Origin of the sequence: Symmachiella dynata (assembly GCF_007747995.1) — a bacterium.
GTDB classification, from domain to species: Bacteria; Planctomycetota; Planctomycetia; order Planctomycetales; family Planctomycetaceae; genus Symmachiella; species Symmachiella dynata.
The window spans coordinates 3,625,764-3,638,945 of record NZ_CP036276.1; the positions used below are offsets into that span (position 1 = coordinate 3,625,764).

The 13,182-nt window shown below is 54.7% G+C and carries 9 protein-coding genes; 7 read left to right on the top strand and 2 right to left on the bottom strand.

Annotation, left to right across the window (positions count from 1 at the left end; translation table 11 throughout):
• Nucleotides 1–141: 141 nt before the first annotated feature.
• Entirely contained in the window at nt 142–1,689 is a 1,548-nt protein-coding gene (locus Mal52_RS13955) for a hypothetical protein (protein ID WP_145376816.1), read from the bottom strand.
• 89 nt (nt 1,690–1,778) lie between these two features.
• The gene (pilM, locus tag Mal52_RS13960; RefSeq protein WP_145376817.1) at nt 1,779–4,046 is read right to left on the bottom strand and encodes a type IV pilus assembly protein PilM; all 2,268 of its coding nucleotides are present in this window, start codon (nt 4,044–4,046) and stop codon (nt 1,779–1,781) included.
• A gap of 814 nt (nt 4,047–4,860) precedes the next feature.
• Here pilM and Mal52_RS13965 point away from each other — a divergent pair.
• From Mal52_RS13965 to Mal52_RS13995, 7 genes are all read left to right on the top strand, one after another.
• A complete protein-coding gene (locus tag Mal52_RS13965) occupies nt 4,861–7,764 on the top strand; it encodes a glycoside hydrolase family 38 N-terminal domain-containing protein (RefSeq protein ID WP_145376818.1) in 2,904 nt (967 codons plus the stop codon).
• A gap of 182 nt (nt 7,765–7,946) precedes the next feature.
• The gene (cmk, locus tag Mal52_RS13970; RefSeq protein WP_145376819.1) at nt 7,947–8,597 is read left to right on the top strand and encodes a (d)CMP kinase; all 651 of its coding nucleotides are present in this window, start codon (nt 7,947–7,949) and stop codon (nt 8,595–8,597) included.
• Nucleotides 8,598–8,752: 155 nt separating this feature from the next.
• Entirely contained in the window at nt 8,753–9,523 is a 771-nt protein-coding gene (locus Mal52_RS13975) for a DUF1559 domain-containing protein (protein ID WP_145376820.1), read from the top strand.
• 112 nt (nt 9,524–9,635) lie between these two features.
• A complete protein-coding gene (locus Mal52_RS13980) occupies nt 9,636–10,415 on the top strand; it encodes a DUF1559 family PulG-like putative transporter (RefSeq protein WP_145376821.1) in 780 nt (259 codons plus the stop codon).
• A gap of 150 nt (nt 10,416–10,565) precedes the next feature.
• Nucleotides 10,566–11,345 (top strand): DUF1559 family PulG-like putative transporter, encoded by a 780-nt coding sequence (locus Mal52_RS13985; RefSeq protein WP_197534907.1) that lies wholly within the window; start codon nt 10,566–10,568, stop codon nt 11,343–11,345.
• A gap of 113 nt (nt 11,346–11,458) precedes the next feature.
• Nucleotides 11,459–12,220 (top strand): DUF1559 domain-containing protein, encoded by a 762-nt coding sequence (locus Mal52_RS13990; RefSeq protein WP_197534908.1) that lies wholly within the window; start codon nt 11,459–11,461, stop codon nt 12,218–12,220.
• A gap of 128 nt (nt 12,221–12,348) precedes the next feature.
• Nucleotides 12,349–13,107 carry a DUF1559 domain-containing protein gene (locus Mal52_RS13995; protein WP_231962661.1) on the top strand — a complete coding sequence of 253 codons (759 nt, stop codon included), beginning with the start codon at nt 12,349–12,351 and terminating at the stop codon, nt 13,105–13,107.
• Nucleotides 13,108–13,182 lie beyond the last annotated feature (75 nt).

Below are 13,182 nucleotides of genomic sequence, written 5' to 3' on the forward strand. Positions count from 1 at the left end.
CTTGGTTCCAAGTCGTATGGAAAGTGTCCGGTGTGCAGCGCCACATTGCCGGAGTATCGTCAATTAAAAATCGTAAGTTGTGACCGCACCTATTGGTTTTGGCCGTTATGCTGATGGGCTCACGCGATGAACCCGCAGCAGTTACCGTTCCCCTTTTCCGTCGCCGATCCGTAGCAAGCCATTTCCAGTGCCACGGCCAGTTCCGCCGGGACGATTTCGGCCGCGACGGCTGCCCCCGAAACCGTACTGTCCTTCTGCCTGCTTCATTTGATCTGTGATGTTGCGCAACAACTCGATGTCATCCAATTCGTCCGAACGGAAACTGGGGTTAGCTTCCGCCATCGCGTTTTGTGGTGAATCGGTGGTCGACCCATCTGCAACAAGCCCTGGCTGTTGTTCTTCTGCGGATGTGTTTGGCCCTTGATTGATCGATTTGAAGATCCGCATCGTACCGGTGATCTCTACTGTTGCCTCATAGGGTCGCGCATTCGGTTGGAATTGTCCTGTGGAACCCATGAAAATGTTGTCATTCTCATCCTCGTCTAATTCACGACCATGCTTGCTCCCGCCGCCTCTTTTCGTGTTGCTTCCATTGGTGAGCTCCACACGCAGAATCTTGATCGGCCAGGGGGAATCAGAAAGGGAGGCGAGCAAGTCGGGCATTCGGCGGTGGTCCATTTCGACGACCATGTTGAATGCACGCGTGTTGTACTGGTCCAGTTCCTGAACGTACCGACGTACTTCTTTGGGTTGGAACTCCGGATCGTTCTGTGATTCTGCGGCGGCAAAAGGATCCACGTCGGATCCGGACTCTCTGGCCAGTTCGACGGCGTCTAGGAAAAAATTCTCAGCCATCGCGGGGGTATCGTCGATGAAACCGCTGATTCCTGAGCCTCTCGTGACGCCCTTTTTGCCTTTGGCACGTCCTTTTTTGTCCCGCCTGACCTCTTCATCTCCCGCGTCTTTGGCCGGCGGCTCAGTGGTTTGAGAACCCTTAAACGTGTCCAATTCCTCCTTGTGGGCCAATCCTCCGAGCAGCTCCAAATATTTGATCTTCGTAATGACCGCATCGGACCGATTTTCAACACCATCGTTGACATCTGCAATCGCTTCTAGCAGGCTTCGGTACAGCCAGATGTCCTGTTGTGCCTCACGCATTTGCTTGGTCGTAGGGGCGATGTCCCCCCACTTTTCAACAGGAAGATTTTCGACTGAAAAATCGACGATGCCCAACACGGGCTGCTTACCCGTTTCAACGTCCAGTTTCCCAAATCGGATCGGATCTACGATCAACCACACTTCGGCCCATTCCCGATGATAGGCTCTTGAAAAGTAGATGTCCCGCAGATCCAACGGGATCTCGTCATTAGGGCCCAACTTCGCCATCGCATTGGCGATGACCGGCGGCCAAGTCTTTAGGTTGATTTGTCCTGCTGCCAATTTCTCCCAGGCTGCGTCGATGAGCTCTTGTTGCTCGGTATTGATCTCCTTCACACCATTAATCCAAGTGTCATTGACCAGTTCGCCCTTCGGGATTGACTGATAGGCCTGATTGATTTCGCTTTTGCGAGTAGAAATGGCAGAAGCGGCATCTCCCGAGCCAATCCACCACCCCACCAGCGGTACGATCAACGCGATGGCCAACAGCATCCAAAACCGATAGACAAGGATTTCGCGAAGTTTATCCATGATTGAGATTCCTGCTTTGACTCGATATTTGCAATGTGCGCCGGAATGTGTTGAACGTGACGCAATAAGTCCCGACTGAGACCCATTTGCTAATTGGTTTCGTTCCCAGCCGGGGATGCTGGCGTCGCATCGGCCGCCGGTTCACCTGGCGTCGGCGAAGTGTCGTTTGTCCCATTGGTTTCACCTGTTCCGGGTGCTTGATCAGCACTTCCCGCTTCGCCCGTTTCCGCATCTCCGGCCGATTCAGCGAAAGCGGGATCAACGTCTTTCCGCAATTTGAAGGGGGTCGGCTGCCAGACAAATTGAATTTGAAATTGTGTCAGTGGCACTTCCCAATACTCGATCTCTGTCATCGTCGGGTTGATCGTGGGGAGCGTATCCGTACTGATGGTTGGCTTAGCAATACTACCACTCCCTCCACCCCTACTGCGACGTTTGCCTTTGTCTCGGAAGAAATCGTCCTCCGCACCAAAGTTGGAAGCACCTCGGGAACGGCCGCGATCATTTTTCGCTATTCGGTCGTCGATGATTTGCCCAGGCTTAGGAATCAGGTTCGGTAAGCGTTGTTCCTTGGATGCGAAAGCCAAGACGGGATGCGTAATGCCAATTTTTCGAACCGGGATCTCAGCCAGCACTTTGTCCTGTTGCACGGTCCACTGTTTCAGGTTCTCCAAAATGGTTTCACGAATCCATTTCCGATTAGTAAATCGGGGGTCGTCTTCTTTGTAGCTGTGCTGGCAGCTCAACATGACCAAATAACCAGGACCGTCAGGTGCAAGCTTTTGGTCGTCCTCTCGCATCTCGGCTTTCTGTGCATCGGTGAGTTCGACGTACCATTCGGTTAAATCATCAATAAACCGGACTCGAATTGAATTGATCTGAATCCGCTTCTTTTTGGAGGGGTCGTCGGACTCGACGCCTTCATCGCCCACTTCGCGCGGCAAGCACTCGTTGATTGCCTTGTAAAGTTCAGGCCAATAGACGCGGTCCTCTTCGACACCAACCAGCGTATCTCCCGTCTGCCGTAATGCCGCGTTGGCGGAGGTGGCTGAGGCATAATTTGATTTAAAACTTTCGGCCTGTTGTTTCACCTGCTTGGCACGTTCCTCGGCGCTGGACCAGATGTCCTTCTCCACCGATGCCATCACGCTGGTGTAGCCGATGGCTGAAAGTGTAAAGCCGACCAACAACGACGCGGCTGCCGCGATCGCCCACGGCTTTTTCTTACGGATCAAGCGTTCGGTTGTGATCTCAGGCGGCAAGAGTGACGTGTGAATCCGTGTCAAACCCAGCGATTGCAACGCCAAACCGTAGGGGACGGCAAAACTCATGATGTTGTCTTGGAACAACGGCGCCCGCAGCACGGCATCGCCCGAAACCGCATCGAACGAATGCACGCGGTCGACCTGATATTGCAGGTTCTGCTGTAGGAATTTTTGCAAACCGGCCAACTTGAAGCCGTTGCCCACCCCCACAACTTTTTCGATCTTGGCGTCTTTGTTGACGCTGGAGAAGTACCCGATTGAGCGACGAATTTCCGAGACATAGTCGTTAAAGACCGGCCGCAGTGCTTGGAACACTGAACGAGGATCCGGAGATTTGGTCGCGTTGCATTTCAAGTGCTCCGCCTTAGCGAAGGTCAGTTTCAGGTCTTTCGTCAACGCCCGCGTAAAGTGGTTGCCACCGATAGGAACGTTACGCAACCAAATTTTTTGTCCGTTGGTGACCAGCAGGGTGGTATTATCCGCCCCCATGTCGAGCACAATCGTGTAATCGGCATCAGGATCAACCGGATCATCCTTGCCCAGATCCATTTGGTCGTAGCAGAGGAAGTTGTACAACGCCAACGGCGAAATCTGGATCGACTCGACTTCAACCAATTGATCCAGGAATGGTTGCAGAGTTTGTTGGACTTGGTCGCGTTTCATCGCGAACAGGCCCACCTCCGCATCCAACATGAATCCGCCTTCTTCGGTCCCGCTGCCCAGCGGCTGGTAGTCCCAGATGACGTCTTCCAGGGCGAAAGGGATTTGTTGTCGCGCTTCGTATTTGACGATCTCCGCCACTTTACTCGACTCGACCGGCGGTAACTGAATGAAGCGGGCCAAAGCGGTTTGCCCCGGAACGCTGATGCTGATCAGATCGCCTTCGACATTATTGCGAGTCAAAAACGTGTCGAGCGCTTCGTGGATCAACGCTTCCGGATTGGCGTCAGGCTGCGAAAGAATCTTGGGATGCGCGACAAAATCGAATGCCGTCGCAACGACTTGATCGGCAGCCTCCGAATACTCCAGGCGGATTGCTTTCAGCCCAGCCTGCCCGATTTCGATTCCCCATGCCGCACGTGTGTCAGCCATTGATTCTATTCTCCCTCGCCGCGGCGATATTCTCGTTCCCGCAGGTCACCCAAATGTCATTCGCAAAAGCCGATTGTCGGTCCGGACTTTATTTCGGCTCCCGAAACCCGACCCCGAAAAATGAATCTGATTATCGACCCTAAGCGCAAGCTATCACAGCATTTCTATCGAAGTCAACCAAAAAGAGACAGACTTCGGCGTTTTCGCTAACTTCGCACTGTTTCTTATTCTATGATGCCTCGGTCGACTGTGTTGATTCAAGCCGAGTCGGAGTAGATTTGATAACTTGCCACAAATCATTCTCGTCGGCCAACCACAGTCAGGGTTGTGATGAATACGATTCTTGTGACGAATAATCCGCAAAACAGACGAGTGATTAGCCCGGTCTATGAATGCCGGCTAGATTTGCAATTTTTAAAGTGTCACTCATTTCGACGTTGTTCGTCGTACCAAAGTTCCCAGAAAAACACGAAGTCGCCAAAATTCCGCCTCTAACCCCGTTGTCCCCACCATTTTGATCGAACAAATTCTCGAACAGGCGCCCTAAATTCGCACCGGACTGCCGAAGGATAAAGTTTACCCCCTTTGCGCTCGGGCAAGCCCCCTGTGCGCTCAGATAAGACGGTATACCCTGGGTAATACGCAAAACGGTGTGAAAGATTTCATGCGCGACGACATTGTTTTTGGCAGCGACCTACGGGAAACGTTCCGGCGTACTTCGGAATCGACAACGATCCGGCTATGATGCAGTCTGTGGATTGCGCCGCAATTTTCCTGTTTCTCCGGACCACCAATAGAAGCGTTATCTTTGGAAATGGCACTCGAAGATCTGATCATCCTCATTCCCAGCCACAGTCTAGAAGACTTTCCGACTGACCTGACTGAAGAGTCCGCTGCTGGGCTGCTCAACGCATTTTGCATCACATGGCATCCGCGGCTTCTGGCCGAGGCGGAGGTCATTCCGCGGTGGCATCGTGCGGATGACCCGCCGGAACTGGTACAAAACCGGTTGGTGATCATCCCGGAATGTAGCCATGACTGGGCGCCCCACGGCTGGGCAGCCCAAGCGCGCGAAGCGGGTTGTTTGGTGCTGGAGAATATGCATGACCGTCAGGAAATGCTCACGGCCGCTTTGGAATGGGGGCAAACCGACGATGCCGAACCGCCGCCCGAGGTCGATGCGGAATTGGCGGCCGATTTTCTAGCTGTCGGTTTTTGTTATCTGCAGACCGAACTTTTGGCCCGGCACATGCGGCACTACAGCAATTTGGACGAGGTCCATTTGCAACGCGAAGCGGTCGCTGCGGCACAGGCAGCAGTTGCCGGCGACGATGCGATCGCCCGCAATCATCTGCGGAGTTGTTTTGAAGTGCTCGCCGATGCGCGTGAGCGGTTTTATCCGGTTGACTGCTATTTGATTGACCTTTGTCTGCTGATTCCCCGATTAGCCGATGAGCACATGACCGACGTGCTCAATACACTCAATCCCGTCAATGTCATGGTGACAGCCGAAGACATGCAGGAAATCGCTGAGAAAGATCCCGTCTTAGTCGAATTATTGCGTGAGACCTGGGAGCGGGGAACGGCTGAGGTGATCGGTGGGGAGTATCAGGAGGCCAGCACGCAATTGTTGCCGCTGGAATCGGTGTTGTGGCAGTTTGAACAGGGGATTCGTGTATTTGAGTCGCTGTTTCATCGTCGCCCCACCGTTTGGGGACGTCGGCGATTTGGCGTGGCGGCGCAATTGCCGCAGATTTTAGACAAGCACAACTTCGAGGCGGCAATGCATGTCGCCCTGGACGATGGGCTTTATCCTGACGAGGAGCAAAGCAAAATCCGTTGGGAAGGCTGCGACGGTTCCGTGATCGACGCCATCACCCGCATTCCGCTGGCAGGCGACAGCGCAACCAGTTTCCTGCGCTTTCCCGAACGTATGGCGGAGTCGATGGATCAGGACCACGTCGCCACGGTGGTCTTTGCGCGGTGGCCGGAAGTTCAATCACCCTGGATGGACGACCTCCGCCGCATGCAGGCCTATGCACCGGCGCTGGGAAAATACGTGACGTTGCAGGACTACTTCCAACAGACCGACAGCCCAGGCCGGCTCTCAGCGTTTAAGGCGAATGAATACCTGACGCCGTTTTTTATACAGGCAGTCGCCCGGCAAGAAAAAAATCCGAGCAGTCGCTATGCCGATCACCTAAAGCGACGGCAACGATTGCAATCCGCCAAATGGTTCACCGCACTCGATCACGTCCTCCGCGGGCAATCGTTGCTTGAACCTGTCTTGGCGGACGTCGAGCGGCTGGTGGAATTGGCGGGACCCGATACGGAATCGGAGACGCAATCCGAAGCCAATGACGCGCTCGCCGATGTCGAACGGTCCGCGCCCCGACAGTTGGCTGGGTTAATCACACAATGGGGAGCAGAGCAGACGGGGTATTTGGTGCTCAATCCGTTGGGCTTCGCGCGGTCGGTCCAAGTCGACTTGCCGGAACTGGAGCACCCTCCCGCAGTAGAAGGCATGGTCAAACGCGTGCAATGGGACGCGCGAACGCGGGCGGCCATTGTCGAAGTCCCCGGCATGGGGTTCGCTTGGGTAACCGCTGGAAACGGAAACGTCGAGCCAACGCAAGCTCCCAACGAACTGCCGTTGGCTGAGCCGAATTTGCTGCGGAATGAGTTTTTTGAATTGCTGCTCAACGAACAATCCGGCGGCATCCAACGCCTCAAGGGGCACGGACGCAAGCCCAACCGGCTGAGCCAACAAATCACCTATCGCTATCTCCACGAACGCAAACTCCCCGATCCCGATGCAAGTGGCGAAGAGATCTCGACCGCTTATGCGGAGATGCGGCTCAAATCGAGCAAAGTGATCAGCACCGGTCCGTCAATGGGCGAGATTTTGGCGACGGGCGAGATCGTCGATCAACAGACCGACAAGGTATTGGCACGATTTGAGCAGACGTTCCGTGTCTGGCGATCCGTGCCGCGTGTGCAAATTGATTTGACATTGGACGTCGACCATCTGCCCGACAGCAACCCTTGGCTCGACTATTACACCATGCGGATCGCCTGGAACGATAGCGCCGCGTCGCTGACCCGCGGAGTGTTGCACGGGGCACAGGATATTAAAGACGAACGCTTTGAGAATCTGCACTACTTAGAAATTGCCAACAGCGACGAACGGACAACAATTCTGAATCACGGCGTGCCGTTTCAGCGGACCACGGGAATGCGAATGGTCGACTACATTCTCATCGCCGCTGGAGAAACGCAGCGAACCTTTCAGTTCGACATCTGTTTGGATGAGAACTTTCCCATGCAAGCCGCTATGGATACGCTCACGCCGCCGGCAGTGATTCCCTCAACCATCGCTCCCCGCGGCGGAGCACAGACCGGTTGGTTCTTCAACGTCGATGCCAAAAGCGTACAATTGCTAGACATTCTGCCGCTCCGCGAACCCCCCTCTCCTGACCTAGCGGAGTGGGATCGTTCGGAGGTCGAAACAACACCACACGGAAACGGCTTCGCACTGCGACTCGTGGAAACCGAAGGCCGCGCCGTCCGCGTCAAACTCCGCTGTTTCCGCGACCCAGTCGAAGCCCGCCAACGCGACTTCCAAGGCCGCACGATCAGCGATGTCATGATCGAAGGCGATGCGGTGCTCATTGATATGACGGCTTATGAAATTGCGGATATTGAATTGCGGTTTTAGGTTTTTAGAAAGAATCACCACGGAGGCACGGAGGACACGGAGAAAGTAAAAAGACTTTAGGCTTTAGTCCGTAGGCCTTAGGAAAACATCTGTGTGCCAAATCCTAATGCCTACAGTCTCAAGCCTATAGCCTAGTTGTCTCTGTGTCCTCCGTGCCTCCGTGGTGAAATAATTACAATAGTATGATCATCACCATCGATGGACCCGCTGGGGCGGGGAAAAGTACGGTTGCTCGTCAACTCGCGAACCGGTTGGGGTTTGCGTTTCTCGATACCGGTGCGATGTATCGCGCGGTTGCCTGGGCGTGTTTGCAGCGGGACGTTGATTTTTCTGATGTCGATGCTGTGGCGGACGTGGCGCGGACGATCGTGATTCAATTCGATGGCGATGAAGTCTTGGTCGATGGGCAAAACGTTTCGGGCGAGATCCGCACCAACGACGTCACCGCTGCTTCGCAATATACTGCCGGCAATCTCGAGGTGCGTGAAATCCTGGTCGAGCAACAGCGCCGCATCGCTGGCGATTCTGACGTCGTCACCGAAGGACGCGATCAGGGGACGGTTGTCTTTCCGGCTGCGGAGTTTAAGTTTTTCATCACCGCCAGTCCCGAATCCCGCGCACGCCGCCGCCAAGAAGAATTCGCCGCCCGCGGGCAGAACATTCCACTGGAACAGGTCTTGGCGGACCAAACCGACCGCGACAACCGCGACGCCGCCCGCAAAGTGGGAGCAATGAAACCCGCCGCCGATGCCGTCGAGGTCGACACATCCCAGATCGATGCCGACGCTGTGGTGCAGCGGTTGCTGGAGATCATCGGCGGCACGCCTGATTGATATTACGCTGTGAATAATCATCCCCGCGTCGCGTTACACAAGTAGGGCAGGCTCCCGCCTGCCATGAACTCCGTGGGACGCGTGATGTCAAGCCCGGCAGGCGGGAGCCTGCCCTACAGGGGGTTGTCACTGGGTGCGAGTGGGGGATTGGATGGATGACTGATCATCCCGATGAAACCGGCGTGGAATTTGCCGACGTGCAGCCGTCGAAGCAGAAGTTTACGCTCATTGAAGGATTGGTCACAATGAGCATCATTGCATTACTGATTGCGCTGATTTCGCCCGCCAAGCGTTCGGCACGCGAAGCGGCGCGGCGTACGCAATGCATCAATCACCTCAAGAACATCGGGCTGGCGCTGCACAATTATGCAAACGAATATGGCGCGTTCCCGCCTGCCTATTCGGTCGATGGCCACGGCAAACCGCTGCACAGTTGGCGGACGTTGATTCTGCCGTATCTGGATCAACGGTCACTTTACGAAAGGATCGACCTCACCAAGCCTTGGGACGATCCCGCGAATGCCGAAGCGTACGCGACGGAATTACGTGTATTCCAATGCCCCTCGGCGGAATTGGAACCGCAGCAGACGGTCTATTTGGGGGTCACGGCTCCTGGCGGATTTTTCAGGGAGGATGTCCCCCGCAAATTGACCGATGTCACAGATGATCCGCACGAGACGCTGATGGTTATCGAAGCCCCGTCCAAGAACGCCGTACATTGGATGGCTCCCCGCGATGCCGATGCACGGGTCGTGTTGAGCCTCACTAACGACGCCGAACTGCATCATCCTGGTATTACTATTGCAGCGTTCGTAGATGGGACGGTAAGTGCAATCTCATCCACGATACCTGAAACGGAATATCGACGTCTGATATCGATCGCTGGAGATGACCGGCAGGACGCCGTTATTCCCGTCGAGGAGTGATGATCTTGTTCGCAATACATTCGTCTGGAGCCTGGATTACCTTACGCGATAACCACCAGACCTGGGTGATGGGTGAGGCGTTTGTGTTGAATCTAAAACCGAAGGCCTACCTATGAGCAGCCGATCCTTTTTCTATTCCCGTGGTGGCGTGTACCCTCGCGCGGCACAGGGTCATCGGCGAGGTATCACGCTTGTTGAGTTGCTGCTCGTAATTAGCATCGTTGCAATGATCGTCGCGATCCTGTCGCCCATCCTGCGATCTAACGATCGCGGTGGACACGACCATTCCCGTACTCATTGCATTAACAAGCTCAAGAATATTTCGTTGGCGCTGCACAATTACAATAACACCTACGGCGGCTTGCCACCGGCGTACACGGTCGATGCCGAGGGTAAGCCGCTGCACAGTTGGCGGACGTTGATTCTGCCTTATCTGGATCAAAAGGAACTTTACGAGAAAATTGACCTTTCAAAGCCGTGGGACGATCCGGTGAATGCGGAGGCGGCCGCGACTTACATTAGCGAGTATGATTGCCCGTCTACTTATTCCGAGTTGGAGCGGAACCGGACGGTGTATCTAGCCGTCGTCACGCCCGAGAGTTGCATTCGCCCAACCAAGGTGCGGCCAATTTCAGAAGTCACCGATGGTCTGCTGAATACGCTGATGGTGCTCGAAGTCCCGGTCAAATATGCCGTGCCGTGGATGTCCCCACAAGACGCCAATTTGCAGTTGGTGTTGAGCTCTATTTCCGGCGAAGATTTACAACACTCCGATGGGTTTAATGCGGGGTTGGCTGATGGGCGTGTGAAATTCCTCTCATCCGAAATTTCAGCGGCGACGCTACGAAGTCTGACGACGGCCGCGCAGGGAGACGTCGTGGGAGAGTTTTAGAATGCAGTGCTTGCTGAGTTAGTCGCCAATGACGCGCGGTGAGAAACGATGAGCGACCGTCTCGGAATTGTTCTTGCGTTATAACCGCCGGACGCGGATGATATGGTTGTCAGTTTCTTCTGCATCACATTCCATTTAGGAGTCGGACTAGTGACGGGCCATCCCGATGGCAGTCCGCATAAATTTACGGTTGTACAGTCGCCATTTATCAAAGTCGTAATGACTCTCGTCAAGCTATTCGCTGCATTGTGCCTTGGGGTGCTTCTGCTTGGTTTTCTTGTTGATTTGGCTGGCGAACGAGAACGCGAGGCTGCAAGAGGCACGCAGTGCCGGAACAACCTCAGGCAGATCGGGCTGGCACTGCACAAGTACCACGACGACTACGGTGGCTTTCCGCCCGCATACACGGTCGACGCTAATGGCAAGCCGTTGCACAGTTGGCGGACGCTCCTTTTGCCTTACCTTGATCACAAGGATGTGTACAACGCTATCGACCTGTCGAAGCCCTGGGACGACCCGGTGAATGCGAAAGCAAATACGGCGGTTGTGGCGGTGTATCTATGCTCGTCGGATCAGGAGGAGAGGCATCGAACACCCTATTTGGCCGTTGTGACGCCAGGGAGCTGCATGCGCTCAACCGAATCGCGGCCTCTGTCTGAAGTCACTGACGGAAATCCAAATCCGATCATGGTGATCGAAGTCCCAATGAACTCCGCGGTCCCCTGGATGTCTCCGCAGGATGCCGATGAAAATTTAGTGTTGAATTCCAATTCGAGAGACGACTTGCATCATGCTGGTGGAAACTACGTTCTCTTTGTTGATGCCAGTTGCCATCTCATGTCATCCGACACGCCGGCTGCGAAACTTCGCAGCCTAATTTCCACCGCAGGGGACGAAAATTCGGAGCCGGGCGCCGACGTCAACCAGTGACGTCAAGGATGGCTCCAAGGTCGTTCGGTCCCGGATTGTTCTTGTGTTACAACCGCCGGACGTGGATGATGCATGTGGTGGATGTCTTGAACGCAAAATTCGGAGGCGCATCGATGAGCAGACGTTCCTCAGCCTGTGGTGGTCATGAATGTGAGCGAATCGAATATTTTCGCCGGCGGGGTTTCACGCTCACCGAACTTCTCGTCATCATTGGCATCATTGTCGTTCTAATCGCGCTACTGTTACCAAACGTTCGTCAAGCTCGTGAGGCGGCGCGGCGTACGCATTGCCGGAACAACCTCAAGAATATCGGGCTGGCGCTGTACAACTATCATGATGTCTATGGCAGTTTTCCTCCCACCTATACGGTCGATGCGGACGGTAAGCCGCTACACAGTTGGCGGATGTTGATCTTGCCGTACTCGCAGAAAGGGACCGTTTACGATAGGACAGACTTCTCAAAACCGTGGGACGACCCGGCCAATACCGAAGTGGCTGCGATGCTCGAACCTATCTATGCCTGCCCGACGACCATCATCACGCCGGATCATACGTCCTATTTAGCCGTCGTGACGCCTGAGAGTTGCCTGCGACCATTGGCATCGCTGTCCATCCCCGAAATCACCGACGGAACATCGAACACGATTATGGTCGCTGAGGTACCGGTCAAATATGCCGTTCCTTGGATGGCACCACAGGACGCCGATGAACATATGGTTTTAAGCCCAAAACCGGAGGACGATTTACATCATACCGGCGGGAGTTTTCACCTCTTTGCGGATGGGAGTGTGCAATTCATCTCGTCCGAGACGGAGACTGCGACTCTTCGAGGCCTGATCACCCCGGCGGGAGGTGAAGGGACAGATTCATTCTAATTCGTTAGCCAGTGACGCGCGAGATCGCACGATGAACGTTTGCTCCCGGATTGTTCTTGCGATACAGCAACCAAACAAGGATGATGTATGTGGAGGTTGTCTTGAATCCAAATTTCGGAGGCGCACCGATGAGCAGACGTTCCTCATTTCTTTGTAGCGGCCTTTGTAACACGACGTCGCAACTTGCCCGGCGAGGGATCACGCTTGTCGAATTTCTTGTGGTTCTTGGCATTATGGCTTTGCTCATCGCACTCTTCATGCCGACCGTGCGCAGTCGTCACGCGGCGCGGCGTACGCAGTGCCGGAACAACCTGAAGCAAATCGGGTTGGCGATGCACAACTACCATGATGTCTATGGCAGCTTTCCGCCCGCTTATACGGTCGATGCGGACGGCAAGCCGCTGCACAGTTGGCGGACGTTGATTTTGCCGTATATGGATCAAGGGTTACTCTACGATAAAATTGACCTCTCCAAAGCGTGGGATGATCCGGCCAATGCGGAGGCGCGCGCAACGGTGGTACCGGCCTTTGTCTGCCCGACAACTGAATTGGAGCCGACGCAGACTGTGTACTTGGCGGTGGTCACTCCGGACAGTTGTCTGCGCCCCAACGAACCACGAACGATTTCTGAGATCACCGACGGCACGTCGAATACGATCTTAGTCATGGAATCGCCCATGAACGCAGCAGTCCCCTGGATGGCCCCCTGGGATGCCGATGCGCGGTTGATGTTGAGTCCGAAATCCGAGGACGATTTGCATCATACCGGCGGGAGTCTTCACCTCTTTGCGGATGGGAGTGTGCAATTCATCTCCTCCGACACGGAGACTGCGACTCTTAGAGGTTTGATCACCCCGGCAGGTGGTGAGGAGGTCGGTGAATACTGAAGCTGTAGGCCACTGTCGCGCGAGATCACACGATGATCCTCAAGACTCTGAATTGTTCTTGTGGTTCAACCATCA